At 56.8% G+C, this 16,048-nt stretch carries 15 protein-coding genes; 4 read left to right on the forward strand and 11 right to left on the reverse strand.

What is annotated here, in order from left to right; all coding sequences use genetic code 11:
* Positions 1–27 precede the first annotated feature (27 nt).
* The gene (locus tag ACR0AK_RS15390; protein ID WP_480793959.1) at positions 28–1,197 is read left to right on the forward strand and encodes an amidohydrolase family protein; all 1,170 of its coding nucleotides are present in this window, start codon (positions 28–30) and stop codon (positions 1,195–1,197) included.
* Between the two features lie 269 nt (positions 1,198–1,466).
* Here ACR0AK_RS15390 and ACR0AK_RS15395 read toward each other — a convergent pair whose 3' ends face one another.
* The 4 genes from ACR0AK_RS15395 to ACR0AK_RS15410 are packed head-to-tail and all read right to left on the reverse strand — an operon-like array spanning position 1,467 to position 6,526.
* The gene (locus tag ACR0AK_RS15395; RefSeq protein WP_480793960.1) at positions 1,467–2,615 is read right to left on the reverse strand and encodes an acetyl-CoA acetyltransferase; all 1,149 of its coding nucleotides are present in this window, start codon (positions 2,613–2,615) and stop codon (positions 1,467–1,469) included.
* 11 nt (positions 2,616–2,626) lie between these two features.
* A complete protein-coding gene (locus tag ACR0AK_RS15400) occupies positions 2,627–3,040 on the reverse strand; it encodes a Zn-ribbon domain-containing OB-fold protein (RefSeq protein ID WP_480793961.1) in 414 nt (137 codons plus the stop codon).
* A gap of 16 nt (positions 3,041–3,056) precedes the next feature.
* Positions 3,057–4,685: an acyl-CoA dehydrogenase family protein gene (locus tag ACR0AK_RS15405; protein ID WP_480793962.1), complete on the reverse strand. Its 1,629-nt coding sequence runs from the start codon at positions 4,683–4,685 to the stop codon at positions 3,057–3,059.
* On the reverse strand, positions 4,682–6,526 hold the full coding sequence (locus tag ACR0AK_RS15410; RefSeq protein WP_480793963.1) for a feruloyl-CoA synthase: 1,845 nt from the start codon (positions 6,524–6,526) through the stop codon (positions 4,682–4,684). The genes ACR0AK_RS15405 and ACR0AK_RS15410 overlap by 4 nt, the downstream gene beginning before the upstream one ends.
* Before the next feature lie 207 nt (positions 6,527–6,733).
* On the opposite strand from ACR0AK_RS15410, the gene ACR0AK_RS15415 reads away from it, so the two are divergent.
* Both ACR0AK_RS15415 and ACR0AK_RS15420 read left to right on the forward strand, forming a co-directional pair.
* The gene (locus ACR0AK_RS15415) at positions 6,734–7,495 is read left to right on the forward strand and encodes an SDR family NAD(P)-dependent oxidoreductase (RefSeq protein ID WP_480793964.1); all 762 of its coding nucleotides are present in this window, start codon (positions 6,734–6,736) and stop codon (positions 7,493–7,495) included.
* Positions 7,496–7,504: 9 nt separating this feature from the next.
* Positions 7,505–8,275 (forward strand): crotonase/enoyl-CoA hydratase family protein, encoded by a 771-nt coding sequence (locus tag ACR0AK_RS15420; RefSeq protein ID WP_480793965.1) that lies wholly within the window; start codon positions 7,505–7,507, stop codon positions 8,273–8,275.
* Positions 8,276–8,352: 77 nt separating this feature from the next.
* On the opposite strand, the gene ACR0AK_RS15425 is transcribed toward ACR0AK_RS15420, so the two are convergent.
* Together ACR0AK_RS15425 and fdxA are read right to left on the reverse strand one after the other, a co-directional pair.
* Positions 8,353–9,159, reverse strand: coding sequence for a ferredoxin--NADP reductase (locus ACR0AK_RS15425; RefSeq protein ID WP_480793966.1), 807 nt, complete (start codon positions 9,157–9,159; stop codon positions 8,353–8,355).
* Between the two features lie 9 nt (positions 9,160–9,168).
* The gene (gene fdxA, locus ACR0AK_RS15430) at positions 9,169–9,498 is read right to left on the reverse strand and encodes a ferredoxin FdxA (RefSeq protein ID WP_480793967.1); all 330 of its coding nucleotides are present in this window, start codon (positions 9,496–9,498) and stop codon (positions 9,169–9,171) included.
* A 270-nt stretch (positions 9,499–9,768) separates the two neighbouring features.
* Between fdxA and ACR0AK_RS15435 the strand changes: the two genes are divergently transcribed.
* Positions 9,769–10,881, forward strand: a complete 1,113-nt coding sequence (locus ACR0AK_RS15435; protein WP_480793968.1) for a CaiB/BaiF CoA transferase family protein — start codon at positions 9,769–9,771, stop codon at positions 10,879–10,881.
* On the opposite strand, the gene ACR0AK_RS15440 is transcribed toward ACR0AK_RS15435, so the two are convergent.
* The 5 genes from ACR0AK_RS15440 to ACR0AK_RS15460 form a co-directional block, all read right to left on the reverse strand.
* Complete coding sequence (locus tag ACR0AK_RS15440) at positions 10,876–11,301, reverse strand: MarR family winged helix-turn-helix transcriptional regulator (protein WP_170559749.1); 426 nt, start codon at positions 11,299–11,301, stop codon at positions 10,876–10,878. The genes ACR0AK_RS15435 and ACR0AK_RS15440 overlap by 6 nt on opposite strands.
* Before the next feature lie 72 nt (positions 11,302–11,373).
* Positions 11,374–12,075, reverse strand: coding sequence for an ABC transporter ATP-binding protein (locus ACR0AK_RS15445; RefSeq protein ID WP_480793969.1), 702 nt, complete (start codon positions 12,073–12,075; stop codon positions 11,374–11,376).
* Complete coding sequence (locus ACR0AK_RS15450; RefSeq protein ID WP_480793970.1) at positions 12,068–12,841, reverse strand: ABC transporter ATP-binding protein; 774 nt, start codon at positions 12,839–12,841, stop codon at positions 12,068–12,070. The genes ACR0AK_RS15445 and ACR0AK_RS15450 overlap by 8 nt, the downstream gene beginning before the upstream one ends.
* The gene (locus ACR0AK_RS15455; RefSeq protein WP_480793971.1) at positions 12,838–14,682 is read right to left on the reverse strand and encodes an ABC transporter permease; all 1,845 of its coding nucleotides are present in this window, start codon (positions 14,680–14,682) and stop codon (positions 12,838–12,840) included. Before ACR0AK_RS15455 ends, ACR0AK_RS15450 begins: the two co-directional genes overlap by 4 nt.
* Positions 14,683–14,748: 66 nt before the next feature.
* On the reverse strand, positions 14,749–15,963 hold the full coding sequence (locus ACR0AK_RS15460) for an ABC transporter substrate-binding protein (RefSeq protein ID WP_170559761.1): 1,215 nt from the start codon (positions 15,961–15,963) through the stop codon (positions 14,749–14,751).
* Positions 15,964–16,048: the final 85 nt, after the last annotated feature.

Genomic DNA, 16,048 nt, shown 5'->3' on the forward strand with positions numbered 1-16,048 from the left:
GATTTGACACGCCAAATGGGGGATCAGATGGCTGACGCACCAAAAGACACGCCGGAAAAGGGTCGCACACTCATCCGGAACATCGGTTTGCTTCTGACGGGTGATCTGGATGCGCCTATTGCCGACAGCGATTGCCTTCTCATTGAGGATGGCGTGATTGTGGGTTTTGAGGATGGCGATGCGGATCGCATCATTGATGCCTCTGGCTGTGCGGTCGCGCCGGGTCTGATTGATGGGCATTGCCACCCGGTTTTCGGCGATTGGACCCCGCGTCAGAGTCAGCTTGGCTGGATTGAGATGAATGTGAATGGTGGCGTCACAAGCTTTATCTCGGCGGGCGAAGTTCATCTGCCCGGCCGCCCCAAAGACGCCGAAGGCGTCAAGGCGTTGGCGATGGTGGCGCAACGTTGTTATTCGAACTTCCGGCCTGCCGGTGCCAAGGTTCTGGCGGGCGCGCCCGTGCCGGAACTTGATTTTGACCGCAATTTCTACGCCGAAATCAAAACGGCTGGAATTCGACATATCGGAGAGATTGGTCTCGGAACCGTGGCAAAAGGCCCGGACGCTGCACGCGTTACTGGTTGGTGTCGGGAATTGGGAATTGAGACCATCATGCACACTGGTGGCCCTTCGATCGCAGGCTCTCATGATGTGCGTGCAGCTGATGTGCTTGAGGCGCAACCGGATGTGGTCAGCCATATCAATGGCGGGCCGACGTCAATTTCCCAGGATGAAATCCGAGAGCTCTGCCGTCACGCAAATGGTGCACTTGAAGCCGTACATAACGGTAATGAAAAATCCGTAATCGTAACGCTGGAGGGGGCGCTGGTCGAAGACCGTTTGGCCGATTTCCTGATCGGAACCGACGCACCGGCAGGATCGGGTGTTCAGCCGAACGGAATGTTGCGCATGGCAACTCTGCTGACCAGTTTTGGCGGATTGCCTGCCGAACAAGCGTGGTGCTGCGGAACCGGGAACGTGGCAAAAAGACGGGATCTGGCGCAGGGAATCGTCGCGCCCGGCCGACCAGCCGATCTGGTGTTCATGGATCGTCCCGACGGATCGGTTGGCAAGAGTGTTTTGGAAGCCATGGCAGTGGGCAACATCCCCGGAGTTGGGGCCGTTATGATTGATGGCAAGATGCGTACCGGACGCTCGCGTTCCACCCCACCTGCGGCGCGTGTGCCGATTGCTTAGAAACCCAACAACGTAGGCTAGTAGTTTGACCGACCATCTAAACGATGGTCGGCCTTTTGGGCAATCTGTAGATACGATTTTGGAGTGATTGAATCTATCGGTACCTGACACTTGCGGAGGATTCCTCTTGGGCAGGCGGCGCTCAAACGCGGCGATATGTACGGCGGGTTCGATCGGTGTCTACACCAAGCATTTGAAGCCCGTCTGGCAAACGGTTTTCTGCACTTTAAGTGTTGGGGTGGGGGCACAAATGCCCCCTTTTTGATTGTTTAAAGCGACGCTTCGCTCCCCAGAATGGTTGTGAACTCGTTCGAGAACGTACCGCCATTTCCATGCGCAATTGCGATGTTCACATTGTCGATCTGCCGGTCTCCGCCATCGCCCCGGATTTGGGTTGCTGCCTCGATCAGGCAGAACAAGCCATACATGCCGGGGTGCACGCAGCTTAACCCGCCGCCATTGGTGTTCACCGGCAGCGAGCCGCCTGGCGCGATGTTGCCATCGGCCACAAATGCCCCGGCCTCGCCCTTTTTCACAAAGCCCATATCTTCGAGGAACAGCAGCGTGTTGATGGTAAAGGCGTCGTAAAGCTCGACTACGTCCACATCCTTGGTGGTGATACCGGCCATCTCGAACGCACGTTTCGAACTTTCGGCCGCACAGGTGGTGGTCAGGGTCGCGGCCTGACTGATCTCGCGATGGGAAATGGCATTGCCGCCACCCAGGAAATAGGCAGGCTTTTCCTGATAGTCCTTTGCGCGGTCAGCTGAGGTCACGATGATCGCGGCACCGCCATCCGACATCAAGCAGCAATCCAGAACGGCCAGTGGATCGGCAACCATGGGCGAGTTCAGATACTCCTCCATCGTCAGGTCATCCTGCATTGTCGCGTCGGGGTTCAGCTGGGCCCATTTCCGGGCCGAGATGGCGACATGACCGAAATGCTCTTTGGGCACGTTGAACTCGTGCACATAGCGTTGCGCGGTAAAGGCATAACCCGGGACCGGGACCATTGGCTCATAGGCGCGTTCCCATTGGGGGGTTTCAATCAACCCGTTGAGGTCACGTGCAGATTTCGCGTTCGATCCGTAGCAGATCAGAAAGTTCTTACACAGGCCCGCTTGAATCGCCATAGTGGCTTCGACCAGATAGGACATGAAGGACGAGCCACCCACCATGTCCGAATTCGCCCATGTCGGTTTTATGCCCAAATACTCGGCAATCGAAAGGGTCGGAAAGAAGTGGTAGAATGTGCCGCCACAGACGCCGTCGATTTCGGACAGGTCCATGCCTGCATCGGCAAGAGCGTTTTGCGTTGCCTTGGCGATCAGTTCCATAGGTGAGGTGTTGGGCGTTTTGCCAAGACCCCAATAGCCTTTGCCGACGATTGCGGATTTGCCGCGAAGTGCATGTGCCATGTTTGAATTCCCTATTCCGCGGGCTTGAAGAACACGGCGGCTTCGCCGGATTTTGCGTTGGGGCCGAAATCGGGGGTCATCACGACGGCCTGTACTTTCATGCCAATGGTGATCGCTTCGTTGTCCACGTCCAAAATGCGGCTGAACATGCGCGGACCTTCATCCAGATCAATCAGCACGTTGTTGATGTCACCGCCATACTTTGCAGCGCGCCGGATAATGGTCGAGGCAAAGACGGTGCCGCGGCCCGAGGCTTCGACCCATTCCAGATCGTCTGCTCCGGTGGTGGGGGAAAGGGCCCGTGGGTAGAAATTGTACTCGCCCGTGGTTTTTGAACGCTGGATCAGGAATTTGCCTGCAACAAGGCCGGAACGGAATGCCGCGTCGGCCTGAGGGCTGGCTTCGGGAAGCGTAAAGTCAGTCATGTGTCTTCCTTGGTTTTCACGCGGCGAAGATCGCCGCAGAATGCGTAGGTTCTGGATTAAGGATACGATGCCGCAGTAACCCGGCTTCAGGCAGGATTCGCGCCCGGACATGGGCTGCGGCTGCGCGCAACAATTCGGGTTCCGGGGCCTCATCCGCGGCAGCTTCGAGATCGGCCCAGACGCGACCGAAATAAACCAGGCCGGTCAGGCGCATGTAATCTGTGGCAGATGGTCCGATGTCGGCGCTTGCCTGCATGGCCTTGGTGGCCGCCTTCCAGGCGTCGATGGCGTCGGCCAGTTCCAGGGAGGTTGGCCCGTCTGCAACCAATTCGGCAAATGCATTTGCCGTCGCGCCATCGTTGGCCCGAATTGCGCGGCGGGCCACTCCGGTGGCCAGAACACCGTTGGTGCCTTCGTAGATGGCCATGATACGGCTATCGCGCATGATCTGCTCGACCCGGTATTCTTTGCAGAACCCATAGCCGCCGTGAATCTGCACGGCTTGGCTTGAGGCGGCATTGACCGCGTCGGTCGCAAACGCCTTGCACGTGGGGGTCAGAATATCCAGAAGGCCCTGATCGGCACCGAGGTCAATATCGACAAAGGTGCGATATGCCATAGCCCGGCAACCCAGCGTATAGGCGCAAATGTCCAGCAGCATCCGCTGCACATCGCCGTGTTCGGTGATCAGCGCTGTACCCCCAGACGTGGTGCCCTGACGTCGGCCGGCCGCATGGGTCCGCGCCCGCTGAAACGCGACATCCATCTGACCAACGGCTTGGAGGGTCACGTCCAGACGTTCGGCATTCATCATGGTGAACATGGCGGCCAGTCCCTGACCTTCCTTGCCCAGCAATTCAGCCTGTGCGCAATCGAATGCCATCTGACAGGTGGGTGAGCCGTGCATGCCCATCTTTTCTTCGATGCGGACCGTTTGAACCGTGTTGCGCGTTCCATTCGGTAATACTGCAGGGCAGGCAAACAGACTTAGCCCACGCACGCCAGGCGCAGCTTCCGGAGTACGCGCCAGCACCAGATGCAACACATTGTCGGTGTAATCGTGGTCGCCGCCCGAAATAAAGATCTTGTTTCCGCTGAGCGTGTAACCATTACCCTCAGGTGTCGCCGTGGTCTTGATCCGGCCCAGATCTGACCCCGCATCCGGTTCGGTCAGACACATGGAGGCCATCCATTCACCCGATACCAGCGGCGGTAGCAGCCGTGCCTTTTGGTCTTCATTGCCGGAAGCACTTACGGTTCGGATGCACCCCTGCGCCAGGCTCAATACCATCTCATAGGAAATACAGGCGCCAGCCAGCATGTCTGCCAGAACGGCACCCAGAATGTGTGGCAACTCCTGTCCGCCAAACTCTTCTGGTGCGCAAAGGCCCGGCCAACCCGCTTCGGCATAGCGCTTATAGGCGGTGACCATTTCAGGTGGCATCCGCACACGGCCATTTTCCAGCCGCGCGCCTTGCTCCTCGCCGATCATGTCCAGAGGCGCAATCTCGGTGTTGATGAAACGGCCTAGGGCGGGAATTAGGGCCTCGGCCAGATCGTCGCTCCAATCCGGCAAACGCTCAGGTCGGCCGATGTGCTTGAGGACAAAGGCAATCTCAGCCTCTGAAGCGGTGTAGTCGATCATGTGGCAGTCTTTCCTAATACGATCACATCCTCGGTCCCGTCATACAATCCGGTGACCGCGTCAGCCCGTAATTCCAGTGCAAGGCGTTGATTGATGTACCCTTTGTCGGTGATTTCGTTCTTTTGAACCGACGGGGCATCACGTTCGACGCGAACACGTTTCACGCGTGTGGCGCTGCCGGTTTGTCTGGCGTTGTACGCGACCAACCGCTCGGAAATAAACGCGCGCACAGCAGGATCGTCGGCATAACCTGCCAAAGTGTCATTGCGCCCGGTAAGGGCCTTGCACTCATCTGCGTTGAGGAACAATAGCGCGCCAATCTCGGTCCGGTCATGGCCGGTAATTACCGCATCAGACGCAATCGGGCTGAGGGCTTGCAGCAACGCAACACGTAGGTTGCCCACGGCGACCCAGGTGCCCGTCATCAGTTTGAAGTTTTCCGAGATACGGCCATCAAAAACGATGCCCTGCGATGGATCGTCGGGATCCTGCAGCCGTCCCGCATCGCCTGTCAGGAAGTACCCTTCGTCATCGAACGCCTCGGCGGTTTTTTCGGGGTTGTTCAGATAGCCTGTTGTCACATGCGGGCCGCGAACGCGCATCTCCAGCTTGCCACCGTTGGGCAGGAACTTGATCTCGGACCCCGGCCCGGGCACGCCGATAACGTCCGCCTTGTCGATTGGGAAATGCACACAGGTGGCCATCATCGCCTCGGTCAGGCCCCAGGCGCTGACAAACGGGATATTTTCGCCGCGTTCCTGAACGCCCAATTGTTCCAGGCCTTCCCAAAGATGGTCCGGTAGCCCGGCACCTGAGAAAAAGATCAGATCAAGCCGTTTGAAAAAGGCGCTGCGAAAGGCAGTGTCTTCGCGCAGGACCGGCAACAGCATGTCAAAACCGCGCGGGACGTTGAAAAACAGGGTGGGTGAGACATCGCGCACGTTGCGAATTGTCTTTTCAATTTCTCCCGGCACGGGTTTGCCATCATCGACATAAAAGCTGCCGCCGTTGCGCAGCATCATGTTGAAGTTGAAATTGCCGCCGAACGTATGGTTCCAAGGCAACCAATCTACCACGACAGGCGGGGCGCTTTCCAGAAACGGCCAGATCTGGGCCACGGCTTCTTGCGTCGCCAGCATCATGCGCTGCGAGACGATCACTCCCTTGGGCAATCCGGTCGAGCCGGAGGTGAAAAGGATCTTGGCCAACGTGTCGTGATCGATCGCTGCCCGCGCTTGGGCAACCTGTTCACCAGCTATGAATTCAAGGGCGTGGTCAAACGTTAGCGCGCCATTGTCCGACAACTGTTCGATGTCTTCCGAGGCGAGGTATTCGAAAGCCCGGGCAAAGTCTTTGGTATCACCCGCATAGGCCATTCCGGGGTTGGTGGTCCGAATGATATGGCGAAGTTTGGTCAACGACTTGTCGAACAGAGAATACGGAACGGATACCGGCACCACCGGAATGCCTACGTGCATAGCGGCCAGCATCAGTAGGCCATGCCGGACCGAATTGCCGGACAGGATCAACAGCGGGCGATCTTTGCCCAAGCCCTTACTGAGTAGAAATGCAGCCAGTGAGCGGGTTTGAGCCAAAGCTTCCGAATAGGTGACGTTAATCCATTCACCGTCCCGCCCGCGTTCGGCCAGAAACAGGCGATCAGGAGTTTCTTCGGCCCAGCGTTCCAAATATTCGGAAACACACTGTACATCTATATTCAGCGGGTAGGGGCTGCGCAGGACAAAGGCGCCGTCACCCAGGTCTTCACGTAACACCTGTGAAGGCGCGAATTTTTCGAGAAACACCAAGCCGTTTTCTTTTTGTTGGGCTGAAATGCTCATTTTTCCTCTCCCTGCCATCGGGTCGCGCTGGGCGCGGCATGATGCATCATTTGAAAATCAAGCTATCTAAAAGTTTGTTAGTATGCAAATGTATTATTGATCGTTCACTAATTGCGATTAAATGGGCATGATGCAACAGGAAATCGTTCAAGACAGAAGCTTGATTTCGTTGCGTCATGGCTTTCGAAGCGTACAGGGAGATTTGAATTGAGAATTGAAAACGCATCCGCAATCGTGACTGGCGGTGCTTCAGGGCTGGGGTTTGCGACGGCCGAATATCTTGCATCCTGCGGGGCGAAAGTGGCCTTGTTTGACTTGCCCGGCGATAAGCTGGACGAGGCGGCAGAGAAACTGGGGGCCATAGCCGCGCCCTGCGACATCACCAACGAGGAACAGGTCACAGCGGCGCTGGACACGGCGATTGCCGCCAATGGTTTGCCCCGCGTTATCGTCAATTGCGCCGGCGTTACGCATGGCGAGCGGATCGTTGGGCGCATTGGCCCGGCCGCGCTGGACGGGTTCGCCCGAACCGTACAGATCAACCTGATCGGCACCTTCAATGTAATGCGTCTGGCGGCCGAGCGGATTATGCAAAACGACCCGCTTGAGGATAACGAGCGCGGGATCATCATCAACACCGCTTCAGCTGCTGCTTTTGAAGGGCAGATCGGGCAGGCGGCCTACTCCGCTTCCAAAGGTGGCGTCGCCAGCCTGACCCTGCCGGCAGCGCGTGAGTTCGCGCGTTCAGGTATTCGGGTGATGGCGATTGCGCCGGGTATATTCTCGACGCCAATGATGGATTTGCTGCCGCAAGAGGTTCAGGACAGCCTGGGCGCCAAGGTACCTTTCCCGTCGCGCCTTGGACAGCCGGCTGAATTTGCGCGCTTGGCTGCGCACATGATCGAGAACACCATGCTGAACGGCGAGTGCGTGCGCCTGGACGGCGCGATCCGTCTTGAACCCAAGTAGGTCTTTGCAATGGAATACACTCATATCGCCTCAGAAACAGATGGCCCGGTCGGTATCTTAACCATGGACCGACCTGCCAAGTTCAATGCGATCAATCACGGTCTGCTGTTCGAGATCGAGCACTATTTTGACACCCTTCCCGATGAAATCGGTGCAGTTGTGATCCGCAGCTCCGGCCAGCATTTCTGTGCTGGGCTGGACCTGTTGGAACATTCGATGCGCGACGCGGCCGGGGCCATGCATGAATGTCGCCTATGGCACCGGATTTTCGACAAGATCGAATACGGCCGGGTTCCGGTTGTTGCCGCATTGAACGGCGGTGTGCTGGGCGGCGGGATGGAACTGGCCATGACCGCTCATATCCGGGTTTCGCAACAGGACACATTCTATGAACTGCCAGAAGGAAGACGCGCGATCTTTGTAGGTGGCGGCGCCACCGTACGTGTTGGCCGGATCATTGGGGCCAGCCGGATGATGGAGATGATGCTGACCGGTCGGCGCTATGGCTCGGACGAAGGGCTGCAGCTCGGGCTCGCACATTATGTTGAGCCGGACGGAACCGTGTTCGATAAAGCGATGGAGTTGGCCCGGCGTGTGACCGAGAATGCGCCTTTGTCCAACTATATGATAATGCAGGCGATCACGCGCATTAACGATATGTCGGCCAGTGATGGCTTCTTTACTGAAAGCCTGGCTGCCGCGATTGCCCAATCCTCACCCGAAGCGCGGGCCGGGATGGAGGCATTTTTGAACAAGACGGGAAAGCGGGACAATCAGTAAGCCCCGAGACACGCGGGATCCGGTGTGAGAGCATTTCACCGGATCCCGGTGTCGGGCCGGGGCAGAGCCCCGGTTGGTCAATCGACAAAGGCGCGTTCGACCACAAAAGTTGCAGGTTTGTTATTCGCGCCTTCTTCCAGCCCGAACCCCTCCAGTGCGGCCTTGGTATCCTGCAGCATCGCCATCGAGCCGCAGATCATCCCCCGATCCGTTTCAGGTGAGATTGGCGACAGGCCCAGATCCTCGAACACTTTGCCGGATGCCATCAGATCGGTGATCCGGCCTGTGAACGGATAATCCTCACGCGTGAGGGTGCAATAGTGCCGCAAATTCTGCGCCATCTCGCCGACCAGCGGATCTGATCTGAGCGCGGCGACAAGTTCCTTTCCATAGTCCAGTTCACCCTGTTCTCGGCAGGTGTGCGTCAGGATAACTTCGTCGAATTTCTCATAAGTTTCAGGGTCGCGGATCAGCGATGCAAAAGGCGCAATGCCGGTTCCGGTCGAGAACATCCACAGCCGTTTACCCGGCAATAGCGCATCATTGACCAATGTGCCGGTGGGCTTTTTGCGCATCAAAATCGTGTCGCCTTCGCGAATTTTCTGCAGGTGTTCAGTCAGCGGGCCGCCGGGCACCTTGATCGAATAGAACTCGATCTCTTCGTCCCAGTTGGGGGATGCAATGGAATAGGCACGGAACACGGGTTTTTCCGCATTTGGCAGGCCGATCATCACAAACTCACCGGAGCGAAACCGGAAAGATGCAGGGCGGGTGATGCGGAATTTGAACAACCGGTCGGTGTAGTGCTTCACCTCGGTCACGGTTTCGGCGAACACGCCCGCGGGAACTGGGAATTCGGTCTTGGTCGTAGAATCCAGCGACATCTTGATCTCCTATTCTGCTGGGGCTTCGGACAAAAGCGCCAGCTTCCCCTCTTTGCCGTTCCAGTCGTCTGCGTCGGGCATTTGGTCTTTCTTTTCGGTGATGACAGGCCAGGCTTCCGCGAATTTTCCGTTTAGCTCGACCCATTCCTCCATCCCGTCTTCTGTGTCGGGGCGGATTGCGTCGGCTGGGCATTCCGGTTCACACACGCCGCAGTCGATGCATTCGTCGGGATGGATGACCAGCGTATTCTCGCCCTCGTAGAAGCAATCCACGGGGCAAACTTCCACACAATCAGTGAATTTGCAGTTGATGCAGTTATCGGTGACGACGTAAGTCATAGGGCTGCCTAATTGTTAGTATACAAATGAGTATTGTGAGAATTACCTGCCTGTCAATACGTTTCTGTGCAAAGGAAGCCTTCACGGGGTGGGACTCTTGACCGGAAAGAGAAAAAAATTAGTATACTAACAAAAAAGAGCGCTTTGGCAGGGTGGTGTGGCAGGCAAGCCGTTTGTCATGACGTCGGGCTCATCCTGTAGGGCAAGACATCGGATTCGGTCCCGGAAGCAACCTGGCTGATCGTAATAGAGTTTTGAAAGGTTCAGGCCATGAGCACTCCCTTGCACGGATTGAAAGTAATCGAACTGGCCCGCATTCTGGCCGGGCCGTGGATCGGGCAGACACTGGCTGATCTGGGGGCGGATGTGCTCAAGGTCGAAAGCCCCGACGGGGATGATACACGCAAATGGGGCCCTCCGTTCATCGAGCGCGATGGCGACAGGACGGCTGCCTATTTCCACGCGGCCAATCGGGGCAAGGACAGTATCGCGCTGGATTTCCGGGATGAGGGTGACCGGGCGAAGCTGTTGGATCTGATCCGCGATGCGGATGTGCTGATTGAAAACTTCAAGGTCGGCGGGTTGAAGAAATTCGGTTTGGATTATGATAGCGTGAAGCAGGTCAATCCCCGGCTAGTTTATGCGTCTGTCACTGGCTTCGGTCAGGATGGCCCTTATGCCCATCGCGCGGGTTACGATTTTCTGATCCAGGGCATGAGCGGGATCATGGACCTGACGGGCGATCCGGAAGGAGAGCCGCAAAAGATCGGAGTGGCTTTTGCAGACATATTCACAGGCCTGTATGGCGTGATCGGCATTCAGGCCGCGCTTGCCGAACGAGAGCGATCGGGGCAGGGGCAGCACGTAGATATGAGCTTGCTGGACTGCATGACGGGTGTTCTGGCCAATCAGGCGATGAACTATCTGGCTTCGGGCAAGTGCCCAACACGATTGGGCAATGCCCATCCTAACATCGTCCCTTACCAAGTGTTTCCGGTGGCAGATGGGCATATCATTATTGCCTGTGGAAACGACCGGCAATATGCAAGCCTGTGCGAAATACTCGGCCTGTCCGGCCTGATCGACGATGCACGGTTCAAATCCAATGCGGATCGCGTGGAAAATCGCGCCGAATTGACAGATCTGCTGACGAATTCATGTCGGAGATGGAATAAAGCAGATCTGTTGGCGGCACTTGAACAGCGCGGTGTGCCGGGCGGTCCGATCAACTCTGTCCACGAGGCGCTGAGCGACCCGCAGTTTCAGCATCGCGAGATGAAGATCAGCCCGGAAGGTGTGCCTGGTTTACGCACTCCGATCCGGTTCTCCCGATCTGAATTGCGGTTGGACAAGGCGTCGGCCAAACGGCCTGTGAAATCATGAGATTTTTCGCAGAATACGGATCAGGTTTCGCCGTTCGGCGGCCGTCAGCGGCTTGAGCGTTTCGTTAGTGATTTGTTGGCCGACCTCTTTCATCTGCGCGACCATGGCCTCGCCTTCCGGGGATAGCGAAATCAACGTGCGCCGTTTGTCGTCCGGATCGGGTTCGACAACCGTCAATCCTTTTTGGCGCAGGCGATCAACGACCCCTTTGATTGTCGCAACATCCATCGCCGCCAGCCGCCCCAACCGGTTTTGAGAACACTTGCCCAAATCGGCAATGCGGATCAGGGCTGCAAACTGCGTGGGCGTCAGGCCTTCCAAAGTGTGCGATTGGAATATCGCTGCGTGGCGTTGGTTGGCCAACCGCAGCAAATAGCCGACCTGCTCGTCAAGCGCATAGCTTTCAATGGATTCCGTCATGACGGCCCCTGCCTGATTCATTTGTTTGTACTACAATAAACAAAGGCCAGTCCCTCCCACAAGGTCAAGGTATTAGACAGCAAGATAGGTGTTTGAAATTTCTGGATTTTCGTCGAGATCAGCAAAGCTGCCCTCGAACCGCATTTCGCCTTTTTCGATGATGTACGCTCTGTCCGACACGATCCGCGCAAAGTGCAGGTTCTGTTCGCTGATCAGCACCGACAACCCTTCTCGTTTCAGCTCCGCAATCACGCGTGCCATTTGTTCGACAATAACCGGCGCAATCCCTTCCGATGGTTCGTCCAATAGGACAAGTTTGGGATTGCCCATCAACGTGCGGGCGATGGTTAGCATTTGCTGTTCACCGCCCGAGAGTTGCTTGCCCAGATTCTTGCGGCGTTCGGCCAAATTGGGAAACAACTCGAACAGATGTTTCAGAGTCCATTCGGGCGCATCCGGGCGCGGTTCGCGGCGCCCAACTTCGAGGTTTTCTTCTATGGTCAGGTCGCTGAAAATCCGGCGGTCTTCGGGAACGTAGCCTAATCCAAGGCGGCAGATGGCATGAGGGGTCTGTCTCTGAATCTCGTTCTCGGCATAGCGGATGGTGCCATCAATGTGGCGCACCAATCCCATGATAGATTTCATTGTGGTTGATTTACCGGCACCATTTCGGCCCATCAGCGCAACCACTTCGTTTTCGCCGACGTTCAGCGAAACACCATTTAGAATTTGGGCGCGACCGTACCACGCGCCAAGTTTCACGACATCAAGCATGGCTGTTCTCCGCTTCAAAGACGGTACCACCGCCCAGATAGACCTCTTGGACCAGCGGGTTGGTGCGGATTTCAGATCCTGTGCCTTCGGCGATCAACTCGCCACGGTTCAGGACCAAGATTCGATGGGCATGGGCAAAAACGACGTCCATGTCATGTTCGGTAAACACTACGCTGACGCCGCCCTTGGCCACGATTTCAGCTGTCAATGCCATCAGGGCAAGCCGTTCGGACGGCGCCATGCCTGCGGTTGGTTCATCCATCAAAAGAAGGGCAGGGTCGTGGGCCAGTGCAATCGCCAGTTCCAGGCGTTTCAGGTCGCCATAGGCCAGTTCCGAGCAAGCCCGGCCGGCCTGATCCTGCATCGAGACCAGCTCTAGTAAGGCCATCGCCTCATCCGCGTATAGCCGCGTGGCCCGTGAAAACAGGTCGAACACCCGGCGGTGATGCGAGATCAACGCCATCTGGACGTTTTCTACGACAGTCATAGATAGAAACGTCGCTGTAATCTGAAACGTACGGCCAACGCCCATACGCCAAATCTTGCGCGGGGGATGGCCGATCAAAGCCTTGCCACGTATTGATACCGAGCCGGTATTGGGTTTCAAATAGCCGTTCAGCATGTTGAAGCAAGTCGTCTTTCCGGCGCCGTTAGGGCCGATGAGAGCAAGAAACTCGCCCTCTTTCAGGTCAAAATTGACATCTTTGACCGCGTGTACGCCGCCGAAGGATTTGGACAGATTGCGAACCTCGAGAACGTTGGTCATGCCCGACCGCCTTTCAGACCACGCAGCAGCCGTTGAATACCGCCCGCAATGCCATCTGGCGCTAGTAGAACAACGATCAAAATGATGGCTCCGAAAATAAAGCGCCAGTAATCCAGTCGCGTGACCCAATCTTCGATCAGGACAAAGGCGCTGGCCCCGAGGATCGGACCCGCCAGCGCGTGAATGCCACCAAGCAGAACCATGATCAGACCGTCAATACTCAACCCGATGCTGAGGCTGTCGGGAAAAACGCTGCCTTTCGAGAAAGCAAAGACCACCCCGGCCAAACCGGCAAAGCTACCAGCCAGCACAAAGCCCATCCATTGATGGAACCGGGTGTCGATGCCGATCGACTCCGCCCGGGTCTGGCTGTCGCGAATACCGCGCAGGATATAGCCGAACGGAGAAAAGGCCACGCGGCGCAAAGCCCATATTCCGCCGATACACAGAACGAACGCGATGTAGAAGTAGACCTTGTCAGAGCTGGCCCATTTGGCAGGCCAGACGCCAAGTATTCCGTCATCCCCGCCGGTGAATTCCTGCCACTGGAACGTGACACCCCATAGAATCTGGGCCGCCGCCAAGGTCAACATTGCAAGGTAAACGCCAGATAGTCGAACGCAGAACCAACCGAAGAACAGCGCCGCAATGGCCGCGCAAACCGGACCGAAGAGCATTGCCGAGATCATGCCCAGCCCAAGCAGTTTGACCGCCATCGCAGCGCCATAAGCGCCAACGCCGAAGTAAGCAGCGTGCCCGAAGCTGACCATGCCGCCGACCCCCATCATGAAGTGCAGCGACACGGCAAACAGGGTTGCGACCATCACATCGACCATTAGGACAGAGGTAAAGTCAGCAGTGAACAAGGGGCTAAGTGCCAGAACCAATAACGCTGCCATCAGAACCATTGCCGATTTCTGATCCATCAGCGCCAATGGTTGATCCGGCTCCTCCGGCGCGCCTTTTTCGCTGCCTGGTTTGCCAAACAACCCATGGGGGCGGAAGATCAGGACAATCGCCATGATGATGAAGGGCAGTACAATTGAGATTTGTGGGAAGATCAGGATCGCAAACGCGTTCAGGACCGAGATCAGAACCGCCGCAACAAACGCGCCGGACACGCTGCCCATGCCGCCGATGACAACCACGACGAAGGCTTCACCAATAATAGACAAGTCCATTTGTAGTGATACCGCCTCGCGTGGGATTTGCAGCGCACCTCCCAGCCCTGCCAGGAACGAGCCCAACACGAAGGCGGCGGAAAACAACCAGGCCTGATTGACGCCAAGTGCCCCGACCATCTCTCGGTCTTGGGTCGCGGCACGCACCAGAACGCCCCAGCGGGTTTTGTGAAACAAGAGCCAGATAGCTAGCAAAACAACCGGCCCGATGGCAATTAGGGCAAGGTCGTATTCGGGAATTGGTTCGCCCATGATCCGGACCGCACTATCTAACCCCGGCGCGCGCGGGCCCAGCAAGTCTTCAGCGCCCCAGATTGCCAGCGTGGCATCCTGAAAGATCAGTACGACGCCGAATGTCGCCACCAACTGGAACAACTCAGGCGCATGGTAAATTCGGCGCAGGATGGTGAGTTCGATGATAAGGCCGATCATTCCAACGATCATGGCTGCCAGAATAACGCTGACCCAGAAACCAAGGATGCTGCCGCTCCAGAGAGTGACAAGCGTGTAAGCGAGGTAAGCGCCGATCATGTAGAAAGAACCATGCGCAAAGTTCACAATCCGGGTAACGCCAAAGATGATCGAAAGCCCGGATGCGATAAGAAAAAGCGACGAAGCGTTCGCCAACCCAGTCAGAAGCTGCGCAAAATAGAACCCCATCGTGCCACCGTCCCTTGTTTGAGTTCTTATAGTGGGGCGGGGCACCTATGCCCCGCCGAAGCCGACCTATTCCGCCGGGCGCAGGGCTGCTGCTTCGTCTTCGCTAGGCAGGTAGTCTGTACCGTCGGCATAGACCCAATCCACCATCGCAGGCTTGCCGTCGACCATTCCGGTCTTTCCGACATAGGCACCCATTGTGGATTGATGGTCAGCTGCACGGAAAGTGAATGGGCCCGTCGGGCTGCTTTCGACGGCCAAACCCTCCATTGCCGCCAGCAGGGCGTCAGTGTCGGTGGATCCGGCTTTTTGCAGTGCTGCGGCGATGGCAAGGATCGAGTTATAGCCAACGATGGAGCCTGTTTTGGGCGCTTCGCCGAACTTCTCAATATAGGCTTCTGCGAATGCCGTGTGGTCATCCGTAGCGATATCGGTTGAGGGGTACCCGGTGACGATCCATCCCTCGGGCGCTTCTGCCCCAAGTGGGTCAAGATATTCGGGTTCCCCGGTCAGCAATGACGCGACATCGCGATCCTCGAACAGGAATCGCAGCGAGCCTTCGCGAACAAATTTCGCCAGATCGCCACCGAAGGTCACGTTGTAAATCGCATCCGGCTTTGCAGCCTCAAGCGCGCGGACGGTAGAACCGGCGTCGATTTTAAACAGCGGTGGCCATTGTTCTTCCACAAACTCAACATCGGGGCGAAGCTTGGTTAGTTCGGATTTGAACGCCTTCACCGCATCCTGCCCGTAGGCATAGTTAGGCGCGACCGTTGCCCATTTCACAGCGTCCAGCTTTGCTGCCTGTTCGGCCAGCATAGCGGCCTGCATGTGCGTCGATGGGCGCAGGCGATAGGTGTACTTGTTGCCCTTAGACCAGACAATCGCGTCCGACAGAGGCTCAGAGGCCAGGAACAGAACTTCTTTCTGCTTTGCGAAATCCGAGACTGCCAATCCGATGTTGGACAGGAATGTTCCAAAGATCAGAACCGCGCCGTCTTTCGAGACCAGTTCTTCGGCGATCCGGATCGCGGTGGCTGGATCACCGGTATCATCTCGACTGATCACTTCTAGTTGCTTGCCGTCGATCCCACCTGCGGCGTTGATCTGTTCGACCGCCAATTGCCAACCCTTCTTATAAGGTTCGGTAAAGGCAGGCAGGCGAGTATAGCTGTTCACTTCACCCAACACGATCGTATCCTGCGCCAGGGTAATCCCGGCGGTCAAACCGGAGAAGGGCAGAGCAGCAAGCGCGCCCAGTACCGTGCGTCTGATCAGGTTCATAAGAAATTCCTCCCAATGATCTTTATTCGCGGCCAGTTATCCCGGCTTCTTAAAGTATTGTCAGCCCTAAAGAGCGTAACTGCTA

It is taken from the genome of Ruegeria sp. BI12, from assembly GCF_056537985.1.

Coding starts and splice junctions, on each gene's coding strand:
- ACR0AK_RS15390 (WP_480793959.1), top strand. CDS start 28: ATGGCTGACGCACCAAAAGACACGCCGGAAAAGGGTCGCACACTCATC.
- ACR0AK_RS15395 (WP_480793960.1), bottom strand. CDS start 2,615: ATGGCACATGCACTTCGCGGCAAATCCGCAATCGTCGGCAAAGGCTAT.
- ACR0AK_RS15400 (WP_480793961.1), bottom strand. CDS start 3,040: ATGACTGACTTTACGCTTCCCGAAGCCAGCCCTCAGGCCGACGCGGCA.
- ACR0AK_RS15405 (WP_480793962.1), bottom strand. CDS start 4,685: ATGATCGACTACACCGCTTCAGAGGCTGAGATTGCCTTTGTCCTCAAG.
- ACR0AK_RS15410 (WP_480793963.1), bottom strand. CDS start 6,526: ATGAGCATTTCAGCCCAACAAAAAGAAAACGGCTTGGTGTTTCTCGAA.
- ACR0AK_RS15420 (WP_480793965.1), top strand. CDS start 7,505: ATGGAATACACTCATATCGCCTCAGAAACAGATGGCCCGGTCGGTATC.
- ACR0AK_RS15425 (WP_480793966.1), bottom strand. CDS start 9,159: ATGTCGCTGGATTCTACGACCAAGACCGAATTCCCAGTTCCCGCGGGC.
- fdxA (WP_480793967.1), bottom strand. CDS start 9,498: ATGACTTACGTCGTCACCGATAACTGCATCAACTGCAAATTCACTGAT.
- ACR0AK_RS15435 (WP_480793968.1), top strand. CDS start 9,769: ATGAGCACTCCCTTGCACGGATTGAAAGTAATCGAACTGGCCCGCATT.
- ACR0AK_RS15440 (WP_170559749.1), bottom strand. CDS start 11,301: ATGACGGAATCCATTGAAAGCTATGCGCTTGACGAGCAGGTCGGCTAT.
- ACR0AK_RS15445 (WP_480793969.1), bottom strand. CDS start 12,075: ATGCTTGATGTCGTGAAACTTGGCGCGTGGTACGGTCGCGCCCAAATT.
- ACR0AK_RS15450 (WP_480793970.1), bottom strand. CDS start 12,841: ATGACCAACGTTCTCGAGGTTCGCAATCTGTCCAAATCCTTCGGCGGC.
- ACR0AK_RS15455 (WP_480793971.1), bottom strand. CDS start 14,682: ATGGGGTTCTATTTTGCGCAGCTTCTGACTGGGTTGGCGAACGCTTCG.
- ACR0AK_RS15460 (WP_170559761.1), bottom strand. CDS start 15,963: ATGAACCTGATCAGACGCACGGTACTGGGCGCGCTTGCTGCTCTGCCC.